The sequence below is a fragment of the Sanguibacter suarezii NBRC 16159 genome, from assembly GCF_001552735.1.
Classification (GTDB): domain Bacteria; phylum Actinomycetota; class Actinomycetes; order Actinomycetales; family Cellulomonadaceae; genus Sanguibacter; species Sanguibacter suarezii.
Map to the genome: position 1 here is coordinate 23,721 of NZ_BCRT01000010.1, position 14,354 is coordinate 38,074.

General features: G+C 69.3%; 15 protein-coding genes. 7 read left to right on the forward strand and 8 right to left on the reverse strand.

What is annotated here, in order from left to right; genetic code table 11:
• Positions 1 to 97 precede the first annotated feature (97 nt).
• Together SS2_RS04715 and SS2_RS04720 are read left to right on the forward strand one after the other, a co-directional pair.
• The gene (locus SS2_RS04715; RefSeq protein ID WP_066461606.1) at positions 98 to 1,117 is read left to right on the forward strand and encodes an ATP-binding cassette domain-containing protein; all 1,020 of its coding nucleotides are present in this window, start codon (positions 98 to 100) and stop codon (positions 1,115 to 1,117) included.
• On the forward strand, positions 1,114 to 1,929 hold the full coding sequence (locus SS2_RS04720) for an ABC transporter permease (protein WP_066461607.1): 816 nt from the start codon (positions 1,114 to 1,116) through the stop codon (positions 1,927 to 1,929). The genes SS2_RS04715 and SS2_RS04720 overlap by 4 nt, the downstream gene beginning before the upstream one ends.
• Before the next feature lie 23 nt (positions 1,930 to 1,952).
• On the opposite strand, the gene map is transcribed toward SS2_RS04720, so the two are convergent.
• The gene (map, locus tag SS2_RS04725) at positions 1,953 to 2,720 is read right to left on the reverse strand and encodes a type I methionyl aminopeptidase (protein ID WP_066461609.1); all 768 of its coding nucleotides are present in this window, start codon (positions 2,718 to 2,720) and stop codon (positions 1,953 to 1,955) included.
• A 68-nt stretch (positions 2,721 to 2,788) separates the two neighbouring features.
• Complete coding sequence (locus tag SS2_RS04730) at positions 2,789 to 3,517, reverse strand: YggS family pyridoxal phosphate-dependent enzyme (protein ID WP_066462402.1); 729 nt, start codon at positions 3,515 to 3,517, stop codon at positions 2,789 to 2,791.
• 43 nt (positions 3,518 to 3,560) lie between these two features.
• Between SS2_RS04730 and SS2_RS04735 the strand changes: the two genes are divergently transcribed.
• Positions 3,561 to 4,952, forward strand: coding sequence for a DUF2079 domain-containing protein (locus tag SS2_RS04735; RefSeq protein ID WP_169796256.1), 1,392 nt, complete (start codon positions 3,561 to 3,563; stop codon positions 4,950 to 4,952).
• A gap of 17 nt (positions 4,953 to 4,969) precedes the next feature.
• Positions 4,970 to 5,371: a YccF domain-containing protein gene (locus SS2_RS04740; protein WP_066461613.1), complete on the forward strand. Its 402-nt coding sequence runs from the start codon at positions 4,970 to 4,972 to the stop codon at positions 5,369 to 5,371.
• A 54-nt stretch (positions 5,372 to 5,425) separates the two neighbouring features.
• On the opposite strand, the gene ybaK is transcribed toward SS2_RS04740, so the two are convergent.
• Together ybaK and SS2_RS04750 are read right to left on the reverse strand one after the other, a co-directional pair.
• Positions 5,426 to 5,938 (reverse strand): Cys-tRNA(Pro) deacylase, encoded by a 513-nt coding sequence (gene ybaK / locus SS2_RS04745; protein WP_066461615.1) that lies wholly within the window; start codon positions 5,936 to 5,938, stop codon positions 5,426 to 5,428.
• Positions 5,939 to 5,947: 9 nt separating this feature from the next.
• Positions 5,948 to 6,391: a MarR family winged helix-turn-helix transcriptional regulator gene (locus SS2_RS04750; RefSeq protein WP_066461618.1), complete on the reverse strand. Its 444-nt coding sequence runs from the start codon at positions 6,389 to 6,391 to the stop codon at positions 5,948 to 5,950.
• Positions 6,392 to 6,462: 71 nt separating this feature from the next.
• Between SS2_RS04750 and SS2_RS04755 the strand changes: the two genes are divergently transcribed.
• Positions 6,463 to 6,831, forward strand: coding sequence for a VOC family protein (locus tag SS2_RS04755; RefSeq protein ID WP_066461622.1), 369 nt, complete (start codon positions 6,463 to 6,465; stop codon positions 6,829 to 6,831).
• Positions 6,832 to 6,837: 6 nt separating this feature from the next.
• Here SS2_RS04755 and SS2_RS04760 read toward each other — a convergent pair whose 3' ends face one another.
• Both SS2_RS04760 and SS2_RS04765 read right to left on the reverse strand, forming a co-directional pair.
• Positions 6,838 to 9,456 (reverse strand): DEAD/DEAH box helicase, encoded by a 2,619-nt coding sequence (locus tag SS2_RS04760; protein WP_083941771.1) that lies wholly within the window; start codon positions 9,454 to 9,456, stop codon positions 6,838 to 6,840.
• 46 nt (positions 9,457 to 9,502) lie between these two features.
• On the reverse strand, positions 9,503 to 9,973 hold the full coding sequence (locus tag SS2_RS04765; protein ID WP_066461624.1) for a DUF3817 domain-containing protein: 471 nt from the start codon (positions 9,971 to 9,973) through the stop codon (positions 9,503 to 9,505).
• A 168-nt stretch (positions 9,974 to 10,141) separates the two neighbouring features.
• Between SS2_RS04765 and SS2_RS04770 the strand changes: the two genes are divergently transcribed.
• Positions 10,142 to 11,614: an alanine/glycine:cation symporter family protein gene (locus SS2_RS04770; RefSeq protein ID WP_066461625.1), complete on the forward strand. Its 1,473-nt coding sequence runs from the start codon at positions 10,142 to 10,144 to the stop codon at positions 11,612 to 11,614.
• Here SS2_RS04770 and SS2_RS04775 read toward each other — a convergent pair.
• Both SS2_RS04775 and SS2_RS04780 read right to left on the reverse strand, forming a co-directional pair.
• Complete coding sequence (locus SS2_RS04775; RefSeq protein WP_066461627.1) at positions 11,598 to 12,488, reverse strand: 3-methyladenine DNA glycosylase; 891 nt, start codon at positions 12,486 to 12,488, stop codon at positions 11,598 to 11,600. The genes SS2_RS04770 and SS2_RS04775 overlap by 17 nt on opposite strands.
• A gap of 9 nt (positions 12,489 to 12,497) precedes the next feature.
• The gene (locus tag SS2_RS04780; protein WP_066461631.1) at positions 12,498 to 13,481 is read right to left on the reverse strand and encodes an aldo/keto reductase; all 984 of its coding nucleotides are present in this window, start codon (positions 13,479 to 13,481) and stop codon (positions 12,498 to 12,500) included.
• A 370-nt stretch (positions 13,482 to 13,851) separates the two neighbouring features.
• On the opposite strand from SS2_RS04780, the gene SS2_RS04785 reads away from it, so the two are divergent.
• Positions 13,852 to 14,253 (forward strand): hypothetical protein, encoded by a 402-nt coding sequence (locus tag SS2_RS04785; protein WP_066461632.1) that lies wholly within the window; start codon positions 13,852 to 13,854, stop codon positions 14,251 to 14,253.
• Positions 14,254 to 14,354: the final 101 nt, after the last annotated feature.

Below are 14,354 nucleotides of genomic sequence, written 5' to 3' on the forward strand. Positions count from 1 at the left end.
CGACGCCGCGGCTCGCCCAGGACGCACCCCGGCGTCACCCGCCCGGCATGCGGATCAAGGGTCGCACCGCGGCGGGACCGGTCGTAGGTTAGGAAACGTGACCTACGCCACATCTTCTCGCCGTCACGAGGCCGGGACCGCCCCGGTCATCCAGGCGCGCGGTCTCACCAAGCGCTACGGCAAGGTCGTTGCCCTGGACGGCGTGGACCTCGACGTCCACGCCGGGACTGTCCTGGGCCTGCTCGGCCCCAACGGTGCCGGCAAGACGACGATCGTCCGCATCCTGGCCACGCTGCTGGCGGCTGACGAAGGCGCCGCCACCGTCGCCGGGATCGACGTCCGGGCCGATCCTCGCGAGGTGCGCCGCCACATCGGCCTGTCCGGGCAGTACGCGGCCGTCGACGAGTACCTCACCGGCTTCGAGAACCTCGACATGATCGGCCGGCTCTACCACCTGGGCAAGGCGCACAGTCGCAGCCGGGCGCGTGAGCTGCTCGCCCAGTTCGACCTCGAGGACGCCGGTGACCGGCCCACGCGCACGTACTCCGGCGGCATGCGCCGCCGACTCGACCTCGCCGGCGCCCTCGTGGCCCACCCGCCAGTGCTCTTCCTCGACGAGCCGACGACGGGCCTGGACCCCCGTGGACGCATCCAGATGTGGGACGTCATCCGCAGCCTCGTCGCCGAGGGCACCACCCTCCTGCTGACCACCCAGTACCTGGAAGAGGCTGACGTGCTCGCCGACGAGATCGTCGTCATCGACCACGGCAAGGCCATCGCCCGGGGCACCGCCGACCAGCTCAAGCTCCAGGTGGGTGGGGAGCGCCTCGAGGTCACCATCCGTGACCGGGAGCGCCTGGCCGACGCCGAAGAGCTCATGTCCCGCCTGGGCACCAGTCCGCAGAACGACCTCGAGCGGCGCACCTTCGCCGTCTCGGCAGACCTGGGCGTGGCGACGCTCACCGCCGCGCTGCACGCCTTCGAGGGAGCCGGCATCGAGCTCGACGACGTGGGGCTGCGCCGGCCCACCCTCGACGACGCCTTCCTCACCCTGACCGGCCGGACGACCGAGGAGACGGTCGCCCCCGAGGACGTGAAGGGAGGAGCAGAGCGATGAAGGTCCCCTACGTCCTGGCCGACGCCGCGGTGGTGGCCAAGCGCAACATCATCAAGATCAAGCGCGTCCCCGACCTGCTCGTGTTCACCACACTGTCACCAATCATGTTCGTGCTGCTGTTCGCCTACGTGTTCGGCGGGGCGATCGACGTGGGCGGCTCGGACGAGACCAGCCAGGCCTACCGGGAGTTCCTCATCGCCGGGATCTTCGCCCAGACGGTGATCTTCGGTTCGACGATCACCGGCGCCGGGCTGGCCGAGGATGTGAAGAAGGGGGTGATCGACCGCTTCCGCTCCCTGCCCATGGCGCCGTCGGCGGTGCTCAGCGGCCGGACCTTCTCCGACGTGGTGAACAACATCCTCGTGCTCATCGTCATGTCCCTCACCGGGCTGCTCGTGGGGTGGCGGATCAACACCTCGTTCTGGGAAGCGGCGGCTGGCTTCGGGCTGCTGCTCGTCTTCGCCTACTCGATCTCGTGGATCATGGCGTGGATCGGGATGCTCGTGCCGAGCCCTGAGGTGGTCAACAACGCCTCCTTCATCGTCATCTTCCCGCTCACCTTCGTCGCGAACACCTTTGTGCCGCTCGAGACGCTCCCCACTGCTCTGCAGACCTTTGCCGAGTGGAACCCGGTCTCCTCGGTCACTCAGGCCGCACGCGAGCTCTTCGGCAACATCCCGCCCGGCACTCCGGCGCCCACGGCGTGGCCGCTGCTGCACCCGGAGGTCTATACGCTCATCTGGTCGGTCGCGATCCTGGCGATCTTCATCCCGGTGGCCAACGCCCAGTACCGCAGGTCCACGAGCCGCTGACCGGTCGCGTCAGGGCAGGGGCGTCAGCGCAGCGTGAGGATCTCCGCGCCGTCGTCGGTGATCACGATCGTGTGCTCGCTGTGCGCGGTGCGGCAGCCGGTCGCGCTCTTGAGGGTCCAGCCGTCGTCGTCGGTGACGAGCTCGGCGGTGTCAGCCATGACCCACGGCTCGAGCGCGAGCAGCAGCCCAGGACGCAGGGTGTAGCCGCGGCCGGGGCGCCCGGTGTTGGGCACGTGCGGGTCCTGGTGCATCGTCGAGCCGATCCCGTGGCCGCCGAACTGCGTGTTGACCGGGTACCCCGCCGCGCCCAGCACCTCACCGATGGCGTGGGAGATGTCGCCGATGCGCGCCCCTGGCCGGGCCGCGGCGATGCCGGCGGTCAGCGCCCGCTCGGTCGCGGTGATCAGGGCGACGCTCTCCGAGGGGCGCGAGGTGCCCACGATGAAGGTGAGGGCGGAGTCGGCAGCGATGCCGTCCAAGGAGACGGCGAGGTCGAGGGTCAGCAGGTCACCGTCGGCCAGGGTGTAGTCGTGGGGCAGCCCATGGAGCACGGCGTCGTTGACGGAGGTGCAGATGTAGTGGCCGAAGGGCCCGCGACCGAAGGAGGGCGCGTAGTCGACGTAGCAGGACTCGGCGCCGGCATCGGCGATCATGGCCTGCGTCCAGCGGTCGATCTCCAGGAGGTTGGTGCCCACAGTGGTGCGGTCCTTGACCGTCTGCAGGATGCGCGCAACGAGAGCGCCGGTCGCGCGCGCCCGGGTGATCTCGCTCGGGCTGAGGATCTCGATCATGCGGCACCTTCTCCGTGGGACCAGTAGCTGTCCTGGCAATCCTATTCGCGGGACGGAGGAGCCCACGGCTACCGCGGACGCGCCCCGAAGACCGCCGACCCGACCCGGACGATCGTGGACCCCTCGGCGACCGCCCACTCGAGGTCTCGGCTCATCCCCATGGACAGCTCCTGGGCCTGCGCCGTGCCCGCGGCCCCCGACCCGGCGACCTCGTCGCGGACCCCGCGCAGCAGCGCGAACTCCGCCCGGGCGGTCCCTTCGTCCCGGGTCGGTGAGGCGATGGTCATGAAGCCGCGCAGGGTGAGCCCGGGCAGCTCGCCGACCCCATGGGCGAGGTCGAGCGCGCGGTCCGGGGCCACCCCGGCCTTGGACTCCTCACCGGAGACGTTGACCTGGATCATGACGTCGAGGGGATCGAGCGGTCCGCCCACGACCCGGGCGGAGAGCTTCTGGGCCAGGGCGAGGGAGTCGATCGTCTCCACGCATGCGTGCCCGTGCAGGGCGAGGGCGCGCAGGGCGTGGTTGATCTTGTTGGACTGCAGCGGCCCGATGAGGTGCGCCGCCACACCGAGGTCGGCCAGCGCCGGTGCCTTGTCCGCGAGCTCCTGCACCCGGTTCTCCCCGATGAGCACCGTCCCGGCCGGTGCGCCGGCCAGCGCCTCCCGCACGACGTCGGCCGGCTGTGTCTTGGTGGCCAGCAGCAGCCGGACACCGGCTGCGTCCCGGCCGGCGGCACGGCAGGCGGAGTCGATGCGCTCCTGGACGCGCGCGAGAGCGTAGGCAACAGTGTCGGGCATGGACAGCATCGTAGTTGGGTCGCCGATACGCCAGACTGTGCCGGTGAGACACGTACGCACCCACTGGCCGGTCGCGCTGCTCACCGTCGTGGCCTTCCTCGCCTACCTCGTGCTGTCCCTGGCGCGCTGGCACCGGTGGGCCAACCCGTCGTGGGACCTGGCGATCTTCGAGCAGGCGGTCAAGGGCTATGCCCACCTGGGCGCGCCGATCGTGAGCATCAAGGGACCGGACTTCAACCAGCTCGGTGACCACTTCTCCCCGCTGCTGGTGGTCCTGGCGCCGTTCTACCGGATCTTCCCCTCCCCGGTCACCCTGCTCGTGGCGCAGTGCGTGCTGGTGGCCGTCTCGATCATCCCGATCACCGTGACCGCCCGCCGGATCCTCGGGCCGTGGCCTGGGTTGGGGGTCGGCGTCGCCTATGCGTTCTCCTGGGGCATCCAGTCCGCGATCGACGTCCAGTTCCACGAGTACGCGCTCGCGGTCCCGCTGCTGGCCTTCGGGATGGCGGCGTTCCTCACCGAGCGGTGGCGGGCGAGCGCCATCTGGGTCGTGCTGCTGCTCGGGGTCAAGGAAGACCTCGGGCTGACGGTCGCAGCCTTCGGGGCGGTGCTGTGGCTGCGCGGGCAGCGCCGTCTGGGGTGGATCGTGGCAGGGACCGGGGTGGTCGCCATGGCGCTCATCGTCGGTGTCTTCGTGCCGGCGCTCAACCCGCACGGCCGCTACGACTACTGGGGCAAGCTCGGTGAAGGGAGCGGGGAGAACGCCGGCCTGCTGGCCGGCATGAGCCGGTTGGTGACGGAGTTCCTCAGCCCGTCGGTCAAGATCCAGACGATCGTGCTGCTGCTGGTCATCACGGCCTTCGTCGCGCTGCGCTCGCCGGTGACGCTGGTCATCGTGCCGACGATGATCTGGCGCTTCGCCGGGTCCACCGAGTTCTACTGGGGGACCACCTGGCACTACTCGGTCATCCTCATGCCGGTGCTGTTCGCCGCTGCGATCGACGGGCTGCGTCTGCTGCGCTCGTCCCCGCGGAGCTGGCTGCGCACCTATGCGAGGGTCGCGCCCGCCCTCATGGTGGTCGTCGCCGTGGTGCTGAGCTTCCACTACCCGCTCAAGGACCTCTGGGACCCCGCCACCTACGAGCGCGGTGACCGCGTCGCGGTCGCCGAGCGGGCCGTCGCCGCGATCCCGGACGGAGCGAGCGTGGCCAGTGACCGCGGTCTGATCGTCCAGCTGGCCACCGACCACGAGGTGTACTGGATCGCCACGGACCCCTCGGTGCGTCCGGACTACGTGGTCATCGACACGCAGACCTGGGGTGGCAACCCTCCCCAGGACGTGGTCGCCTACACCGAGGGCCTGTTCCCGGGGGCCACCTACGAGGTGGTCTTCGACGAGTGGGACTACGTCGTGGTGCGGCGCGTGGACGGCTAGACCTCTAGGGTCGTGTCATGAAGACGCTGCTGAATATCATCTGGCTCGTGCTGTCGGGGTTCTGGCTGGCGATCGGGTACGCCGTCGCCGGGATCATCTGCTGCATCCTCATCGTCACGATCCCCTTCGGCATCGCCTCCTTCCGCATGGCCAACTATGTGCTGTGGCCCTTCGGACGGGTGGTGGTGGACAACCCGCAGGCGGGGGCGTGGTCGACGATCGGCAACATCATCTGGCTCATCGTCGCCGGGTGGTGGCTTGCCCTGGGGCACCTCGCCACGGGCATCGCGATGTGCGTGACGATCATCGGCATCCCGCTGGGCATCGCCAGCTTCAAGATGATCCCGGTCTCCCTGCTGCCGATGGGCAAGCTCATCGTCTCCAGCGACCAGCGCTACCCCGGGTACCAGCACGCCTGAACGGCGTTCAACAGCACTGAACGGCGTTCAGGCTGAGCATCTGGACGTCCCTGGCTAGTCCCGGGAGATCGGCGCGGTCGTCGCGCGGGTGGCGGCCACCAGGTCCGCCGGGGACAGCCCGACGTCGAGCCCGCGCCTGCCTCCCGAGACGTACACCGTGTCGAAGCCGAGTGCGGACTCGTCGATGATCGTGGTGTGCGCGGTGCGCTGCCCGAGCGGGGAGATGCCGCCGACGACGTACCCGGTGGCACGCTCCGCGTCCCCCTGGTCGGCCAGGGTCGCCTTCTTCGCGCCCGCGGCGTGGGCGAGGGCCTTGAGGTCGAGCTTGCGGTCCACCGGCACGACGGCGACGACGAGGTGCCCGTCGACCGAGGTCATGAGCGTCTTGAAGACCTGCGGGGCGTCGACGCCGATCGCCTGCGCTGCCTCCAGGCCGTAGCCCAGGTCGCTCAGCGGGTCGTGCTCGTAGGGGTGGACCGTGTGCGCGATGCCGGCCTTCTCCAGAGCCACGATCGCCGGCGTCGCGCCGTGGGAGGACTTGCCTGCCTTCTTCGCATTCTTCGACATGCCCCCACGCTATCCCTTGAGGGCCGCGATGCAGGAGGACAGCAACCGTGTCAGCTGTTCGTCGTCGCCAGGGGCGAGGCGTGATCGCATGCGGTCCTCGACCGACCGCACGGCGGCGCTCGCGCTGGCCAGCTGCTGCTTGCCCGACGCGGTGAGCCGGGTGGGCAGTGCTCGCCCGGTCGTCGGAGTCTCCGCGCGGGAGACGAGGCCGTCGCTCTCGAGCGACTGCAGCAGCACGTTCATCGCCTGCCGGGACACGAAGGCGCCGCGCGCGAGCTCGGAGTTCGTGAGGCCTGGGCGCTGTGCCAGGAGCTCCAGGCAGGAGTAGTGGGTGATGGTCATGTCGAGGGGGCGCAGTGCGGCCTCCATCTCGGACCGCAGCGCGCTCGCCGCCTCCTTCAGGAGGTAGCCCAGCGACGTGCTCAACTCGATTCCGGGGGCTTCTTGACTCATGTCAACATCTTGACATAGCCTGACACGTGTCAACCAGTTGACACCCACGCTCCCGCTCAAAGGACCCTTCCATGCCGGTCACCGGACCCGACTTCATCTCCCTGCAGGTACGCAATCTCGAGCGGTCTGCCGCCTTCTACGAGCAGTACCTGGGGCTCACGCGCTCCCCGGCCGGGCCGCCGCACGCGGTCGTGTTCGACACTCGTCCGGTGGCGTTCGCCGTGCGGGACGCCGTCCCCGGGGCCGACCTCGACGCGAACCCGCAACTGGGCCACGGCGTCGGCCTGTGGCTGCTGGCCAGCGACACCCAGGCGATCCACGACGCCCTCGTCGCGGCGGGCACGCCGATCACGGCGGCCCCGGTCGACGGACCGTTTGGCCGGACGTTCACCTTCGCCGACCCCGACGGCTACCAGATCACCCTGCACGACCGTCCCTGACCGGACCTACATCGGCGCGACGCCGGTCACCTGCAGCACGACCGCCCCGGCCTCGTCGCTCGCGTCGAGGTCCACCAGGGCGGTGATCGCCCAGTCGTGGTCGCCGTCGGGGTCGTCGAGGACCTGCCGGACGCTCCACAGGCGGGGGTTGCCGTCCACGCCCTCGGTGACGGTCACGAGCTTGGGGGAGCGGGCGGCGGGGTCGATGCCGATCGCGTCGTCGCCGTAGTGCTCGAACATCGGGTCGAGGGCGTCAGCCCACGCGTCCGCGTCCCAGCCGTCCTTGCCGTCGAGGGCGCCGAGGGCGGAGTACGCCTCGCGGGCGGCGAGCTCGACGCGCTTGAACAGGGCATTGCGCAGCAGCACACGGAAGGACCGCAGGTTCCCGGTGACCGGGCGCACCGGCGCCTCGGCGCTCGTCCCGTTGAGGGCGGACTCCCCGGTGAGGGTGTCGGCGTCGTCGTCGACCGGGTTGGACAGGCGCTCCCACTCGTCGAGCAGGCTCGAGTCGACCCCGCGCACGAGCTCACCGAGCCACTCGATGATCTCCTCGACCTCTTCGGTGCGGTGCTCGTTCGAGACGGTCTGGCGCAGCGTCCGGTAGGCGTCGGCGAGGTAGCGCAGCACCACACCCTCGGTGCGGTCGAGCTGGTAGGTGGAGACGAACTCGTTGAAGGTCTGCGCCCGCTCGACCATGTCCCGGACCACGGACTTGGGGGAGAGCTCCTGGTCGGCGATCCACGGGTTGGACTTCTTGTATGTGGCGAAGGCCGCCTGCAGCATCTCCTCGAGCGGCTTGGGCCACGAGACGTCCTCGAGGGCGGCCATCCGCTCGTCGTAGTCGTAGCCCTCGGCCTTCATGGCGCCGATGGCTTCGCCGCGGGCAGCGCGCTGCTGGCCGTAGAGCACCTGACGCGGGTCGTCCAGGGTCGCCTCGATAACGGAGACGACGTCGAGGGCGTGGGTCGGTGAGGTCGGCTCGAGCAGGTCCAGGGCCGCCAGGGCGAAGGGAGACAGCGGCTGGTTGAGTGCGAAGTCGCGGGGCAGGTCGACGGTCAGGCGCACGGTGTACGTGCCCGGGCCGGTGCGCACCTTCTCCACGATGCCCGCCTGGCGCAGGGAGCGGTAGATCCGGAACACCTGGCGCACGTGCGCGGCCTTCTGCGGCTCGGTGTCGTGGTTGGCGGTGAGCAGGTGACGCATGGCGCTGATCGGGTCGCCGCTGGTGGCGGTGCTGCGGGCCAGGACGTTGAGGACCATCGCGTGGCTGACGGTGAAGTGGCTGGTGAGCGGCTCCGGCTCGGCGTCGCGCAGGCGCTCGAAGGTCTTGTCGGTCCAGTTGACGGCCCCGGCGGGGGCCTTCTTGCGGACGATCTTCTTGAGCTTCTTCGGGTCGTCGCCGGCGCGCTCGAGCAGCTTGCGGTTCTCGATGACGTGCTCGGGGGCCATGACCAGCACGTCGCCGACGGTGTCGTAGCCGGCACGCCCGGCGCGTCCGGCGATCTGGTGGAACTCGCGCGCGGAGAGGTGACGCATGCGCTCGCCGTCGAACTTCACCAAGGAGGTGAGCAGCACCGTGCGGATGGGCACGTTGATGCCGACGCCGAGGGTGTCGGTCCCGCAGACGACCTTGAGCAGGCCTTTCTGGGTCAGGCGCTCCACCACGCGGCGGTACTTGGGCAGCATCCCGGCGTGGTGCACCCCGATGCCCTGGCGCAGGAACTTGCTCAGCGACTTCCCGAAGCCGGAGGTAAATCGAAAATCACCCAGCTCCTCAACAATGGCGTCCTTCTCGGCCCGGCTGGCCACGTTCATGCTCATGAGCGCCTGCGCGCGGTCGACGGCGTCCTTCTGGGTGAAGTGCACGACGTACACGGGGGAGCGGTGGGTGTGCACGAGGTCTTCGATGACCTCGCCCAGCGGCTCGACGACGTAGCTGAAGTTCAGCGGCACGGGGCGCTCGGCGCTGGTGACCACCGCGACGGGGCGGCCGGTGCGCTCTTCGAGATCCTTCTCGAACATCTCGGTGTCGCCCAGGGTCGCGGACATGAGCAGGAACTGCGCCTGCGGCAGCTCCAGCAGCGGCACCTGCCAGGCCCAGCCGCGCTGGGGGTCGGCGTAGAAGTGGAACTCGTCCATGACCACCTGGTCGACGCCGGGGTTCTCCGCCTCGACGCCGCCGGAGCGCAGCGCGATGTTGGCGAGGATCTCCGCGGTGCAGCAGATGATCGGGGCGGTGGGGTTGACCGAGGAGTCACCGGTCATCATGCCCACGTTCTCCGAGCCGAAGGCCTCGACGAGGGCGAAGAACTTCTCGCTCACCAGGGCCTTGAGCGGCGCGGTGTAGAAGGACCGCTTGCCCTCGGCCAGGGCCACGTAGTGCGCCCCGATCGCCACGAGGGACTTGCCCGACCCGGTGGGGGTGCTGAGGATGACGTGCGAGCCGGAGACCAGCTCGATGAGCGCCTCGGACTGGGCGGGGTAGAGGTCCAGCCCGCGGTCGGTGGCCCAGGAGGTGAAGCCCTCGTACAGCTCGTCAGGGTCCGGGGCCTGGCCGTCGACGGCGGGCGGGATGTGGCTGAGGAGACTGATGGAGGCAGGCGCAGGGGTGGTCACCTGGACCATTCTCCCAGGTTCCCCGCCCGCCCGGTGCGGGCGGGGGACCCGGCGGTCAGGCGCCCCAGGATCCGGGAGGGCCCAGCACCAGGAGCACGGCCATGATGACCACGGCACCAGCCACGAACACCCCGGCGAAGGCTGCCGGGCGGGCGAGCATCCACCGCAGCAGGGTGTCCACCCGTCCCCGGTCACGAGCGTCGTCGGAGGCGGCGGTGCGCCATCCGCCGTCGAGCAGGCCCTTGCGGTCCACGGAGAGGTCGAAGGGGATGGTCGCGTACGGCACGACGGCGGTGAGCACCGCCAGCGCGGTGCGCCGGTGGCGCCAGCGCTGGTTGAGCCCGACGACGAGGGCGGTGAGCGCGTAGGTGATGAAGACGAAGCCGTGGATCGGTCCAGCGATCTTGACGGGCACCGGACCCGCGTCGAAGCCGTACTTGGCGATCATGGCGACGATGAGCAAGGTCCAGGTCACCGCCTCGGCGAAGGCGACGACGCGGAAGAACGACCTGGGGGTGAGGGACACGCAAGCTCCGATGAGTGAGGGGACGACCGGGATGGCCCCATTCTTGCGTGTCTACCTGGGAGCGGGATCAACCGAAGGGTTGACCGCCCCGACCGGCCTCGGCCGGCCTCGCTCCGGCGAGGTCCGCCCGAGTGGGGAGGTGCCGGTCCACCGCATACTGTTCACGACATGGACGTCATCACCACCAATCTCATCGACCCGGTGAGCAACTTCCTCTACTCCTACGTGCTCATCTACCTGCTCGTGGGTGCGGGGATCTACTTCACGGTGCGGACCCGCGCGGTCCAAGTGCGTCTCGCGCGGCAGATGTGGCGCCTCATCGCGGGGTCGCGAGGGAACGCGGCCGGGGGGATCTCGTCCTTCCAGGCCTTCTGCGTGGGGCTCGCCTCGCGGGTGGGGACCGGGAACATCGTCGGGGTCGCGATCGCCCTGACCTTGGGCGGGCCGGGGGCGATCTTCTGGATGTGGGCCGTGGCCTTCCTGGGGATGGCCACGGCCTTCATCGAGTCGACCCTGGCCCAGATGTACAAGGTCCGAGACCCTGACGGCAGCTACCGAGGCGGGCCCGCCTTTTACATCCAACGTGGCCTGGGCTCGCGACCCTTCGCGATCCTCTTCGCGGTGCTGCTCATCTTCGCCTTCGGCTTCGCCTTCAACATGGTCCAGGCCAACACGATCTCCGACGCACTCGCTGGCCACGGGGTGAGCACCTCGTGGACGGCCGTCGGGCTCATGGTCCTCGCGGCTCCTGTGCTCTTTGGTGGCGTCCGCCGAGTGGCCTCCGTCGCCGGGGTCCTGCTGCCGATCATGGCAGGGGCCTACGTGCTGCTCGCCCTGGTCGTGGTGGCTCTCAATGTCACCGAGATCCCGCACGTGCTCGCCATGATCATCGAGGGCGCCTTCGGGCTCAACCAGGCGGCCGCCGGAACAGCGGGCGGTGTGGTGGCCGCCTTGCTCAACGGCGCCAAGCGCGGGCTGTTCTCCAACGAGGCCGGAATGGGCTCAGCTCCGAACACGGCTGCGACGGCGACGGTGAGCCACCCCGCCAAGCAAGGTCTCATCCAGTCGCTCGGGGTGTTCGTGGACACCATGGTCGTGTGCTCGGCGACCGCCTTCATGATCCTGGTAGCCGGTCCCACCATCTACGACCCGGGGACCACCACCGAGGCCGTCGGCGCGTCGCTGACCACCTCCGCCATCGCTGAGGCGCTCGGCACCTGGACGACGCCGGTCATGACCGTCTTGATCTTCTCCTTCGCCTTCTCCTCTGTGCTGGGCAACTACTCCTACGCCGAGGTGAACCTCACCTTCCTCGGTATCCACGGCAAGGCGCTCACTGCCCTGCGCACCCTCGTGCTGGCAGCCATCGGGGCGGGGGCGCTGCTCAGCCTGGACGCCGTGTGGGCGCTCGCGGACGTCGCGATGGCGCTCATGGCGATCGTCAACCTCGTGGCGATCTCGTTGCTGGGGAAATGGGCCTTCGGCGCGCTGCGGGACTACGAAGGCAAGCTCCGCGAGGGGCACGGGGACGACCGGTTCGTCGGCGCCGGCAACGCAACGTTGCCGGGCGACCTGCCCGGGGACGTCTGGGCGCCGGGCGGCACCGACGCCCAGCAGGAGACTGTCACCGTCCAGGGTTGAGCGCGGCGTCGCAACGCTCGACGATCTGCGCTCGCAGCGGCGCGGCGCGATCGGCGAAGGTGCGCTGGCGTCGGGAGTACTCCGCCTTGCCCTCAGGGGTCTCGATCATCACGGCGTCCTCCCCGAACCGGGAGACGTCGTAGGGCGAGGCCTGCATGTCCAGCAGCCGGATGTCGCGGGCCAGCTCGAAGCAGTCCAGGACGAGCTCGCTGGGCAGCAGCGGCAGGAGCTTGTGGGTCCACTTGAACAGGTCCATCCCCGCGTGCAGGCAGCCGGGCTGTTCAAGTGCCGGCTGGTCGTCGCGGGTGGGCTGGAGCCGGTTGAGCGGGGCCGCCTCGGGAGTGAAGAAGCGGAAGGCGTCGAAGTGCGAGCAGCGGATCTGGTGCGCCTCGACCACCTCGTCGGTCCCGGCGGCGCCCAGCCGCAGCGGGAGCATGTGCCGGGTGTCGTCGCCCTGCTTGTAGACCATGGCCCACTCGTGCAGACCGAAGCAGCCCACGTTCGCCGGCCGCCCGGCAGTGGCGGCGATAAGGTCGCGGACGTAGGTGACCGTGCCCCCGCGCTCGGTGAGGAAGGCTGCGGTGTCGACGGTCACGCCGCCGTCGGGTGCGCGGGTGTGCCAGCGCCAGGTCAGACGCTCGTCGATCTGCCCGGGGGCGCCGGCGTCGTCGTGCAGGGAGATGCCGACGCCGGGGTGCCAGCGGCGCAGCGGGCCGGGGCGAGTCTTGTAGTACGTGAAGAGGAAGTCGTCGATCTCGTGCTTCTCACCGGTGAGGCGGCGCGCACGCCAGCCGGCCGTCGCGGCGTCGGCACGCTCGGCGTGCGCGGCCTGGCGGGCGGACCACTGGGGGTGAGAGAGGGGGGAGAGGGACATCCGTCCAGCCTAGAACAGCGCGATCTTGCCCGGTGCCGGGAAGATCGCATCGAGCTCGGCGAGGTCCGCCGCGCTCAGTGGGTGCACCGCGGCCGCGTTCTGGGCGACCTGCTCGGGGCGGGTTGCCCCGGCGATCACCGAAGCCACGACCGGCTGCGCGGCGAGCCAGGAGAAGGCGACCTCCACCTCGGTCAGCCCGCGCTCGCGGGCGAAGGCGGAGAAGCGCTCGAGCGCCTCCCACGGCGCGGACTCGAGCAGCGCCGGCTTGGAGTGCGTGATCCGCCCGTCCGCCGGCCCGCCCGACGCCGCGTACTTACCGGTCAGCAGCCCGTTGGCGAGCGGGAAGTAGGGCAGCAGGCCCAGCCCGTAGGCGCTCGCGGCCGGGACCACCTCGAGCTCGGCGCGGCGGTCGATGAGGTTGTAGTGGTTCTGGGCCGAGACGAACCGTTCGGTGCCCAGCTGCCGCGCGACGAGCTCAGCCTCCGCGATCTGCCACCCGGCGCGATTGGAGTGCCCGATGTAGCGGACCTTGCCGCTGGTGACCAGCGCGTCCAGGGCGTGCAGGGTCTCCTCGATGGGGGTGCCGGGGTCCGGGGTGTGGAACTGGTAGAGGTCGATCCAGTCCGTGCCGAGGCGGCGCAGCGACGCCTCGACGGAGTTGATGATGTAGCGGCGTGAGCCGCGGGCGCCGAGGTCCGGGCCGTTGCCGCCGGCCATGTCCATGCCGAACTTGGTGGCCACGACGACGTCCGCGCGGCGGGCGCCCAGGGTGGCGCCGAGGATCTCCTCGGACAGCCCAGGCGTGGCCCCGTAGACGTCGGCGACGTCGAAGAAGGTGATCCCCGCGTCCAGCGCAGCGTCGACGACGCGCTGGCTGCCCTCCAGGGACTCGGTCGCGCAGCGAGGCCGGCCGAGGTTGTTGCACCCGAGGCCGACGACGGAGACGGTCAGGCCAGAGGTGCCGAGGTGGCGCAGGGCAGGGGAGGTGGTCATGGGTCGAATATATGCCGCCAAGCTACGGGGGCGAGGCGCACGGTGGCGCTTCGCGGCTCACCGGACGTCCGCGTGGCCCCGCACTATTGACCGGTTCGGACGGGTCGGGTACTTTCGCGGAGATCTTTGGCTCACGCACGATGAGGCAGCGCCGCCGTGCTTGGCGCAGCGGTGCGGGCGCATGAAAAGGACGCCCGAGCCAACTGACCGAGAAACTACCAGTTCGACCTATCACTGCCCGTATTGGAACGGTCGACGGTGTGCGGGTCGAGGTTATTGTCATAGACAAGTCGATCACCGCTGGCTACCCGATTGGGAATTCGCAACCAGCGCTGGATTTTGATCGAATTGTCGAGTAGAGGAGACGAGAGTGTATTTCGAAGAGTTTGATAGGTTCATCGCACTCGATTTTTCAGTAGACCAGTGGAGTGATCATTCCATGGATATTGCTACATCCACCGTGAAGGATTTCACTGCCGACGACTGGCAGAAGCTGCTTGAGGTGGTGGGGCGTCGGGACGGAACTTGGCGAGTGAAGCTTGCGCAATCCCTAGGGGAGGTGAGGAGTGACGCGGCGTTCCACTGCTTGTGTCTGCTTCTGGACACTTCTGACACCGAGGTCTTTGTTGCAGCGGCCGATTCTCTTCGAGAGTTCGATTCTCTCGCCTCCGCGCCGCTCGATGTCGAGGAGTTGAAGCAGAGATATGCCGCTCTCGAATCGAAGGATTCCATCGATGACCTAGTGGTGGCGGACTTCTTCCGCAGGTTCTAGCCTCGATCTTTCATCGATCCCCTGAGGCCAGTCGTTCGGGCGTCGAGGAGGACACTTGGTCGCCGGGGCCTTGGCGGACTGGGCGAGGGAATCAATATCCC

What these genes read in the sequence shown, in the direction of transcription:
- map (WP_066461609.1), bottom strand. Translation starts at nt 2,720, where the DNA reads ATGATCGAGATCCTCAGCCCGAGCGAGATCACCCGGGCGCGCGCGACC.
- SS2_RS04740 (WP_066461613.1), top strand. Translation starts at nt 4,970, where the DNA reads ATGAAGACGCTGCTGAATATCATCTGGCTCGTGCTGTCGGGGTTCTGG.
- SS2_RS04775 (WP_066461627.1), bottom strand. Translation starts at nt 12,488, where the DNA reads ATGTCCCTCTCCCCCCTCTCTCACCCCCAGTGGTCCGCCCGCCAGGCC.
- SS2_RS04760 (WP_083941771.1), bottom strand. Translation starts at nt 9,456, where the DNA reads ATGGTCCAGGTGACCACCCCTGCGCCTGCCTCCATCAGTCTCCTCAGC.
- SS2_RS04750 (WP_066461618.1), bottom strand. Translation starts at nt 6,391, where the DNA reads ATGAGTCAAGAAGCCCCCGGAATCGAGTTGAGCACGTCGCTGGGCTAC.
- SS2_RS04770 (WP_066461625.1), top strand. Translation starts at nt 10,142, where the DNA reads ATGGACGTCATCACCACCAATCTCATCGACCCGGTGAGCAACTTCCTC.
- SS2_RS04720 (WP_066461607.1), top strand. Translation starts at nt 1,114, where the DNA reads ATGAAGGTCCCCTACGTCCTGGCCGACGCCGCGGTGGTGGCCAAGCGC.
- ybaK (WP_066461615.1), bottom strand. Translation starts at nt 5,938, where the DNA reads ATGTCGAAGAATGCGAAGAAGGCAGGCAAGTCCTCCCACGGCGCGACG.
- SS2_RS04780 (WP_066461631.1), bottom strand. Translation starts at nt 13,481, where the DNA reads ATGACCACCTCCCCTGCCCTGCGCCACCTCGGCACCTCTGGCCTGACC.
- SS2_RS04730 (WP_066462402.1), bottom strand. Translation starts at nt 3,517, where the DNA reads ATGCCCGACACTGTTGCCTACGCTCTCGCGCGCGTCCAGGAGCGCATC.
- SS2_RS04755 (WP_066461622.1), top strand. Translation starts at nt 6,463, where the DNA reads ATGCCGGTCACCGGACCCGACTTCATCTCCCTGCAGGTACGCAATCTC.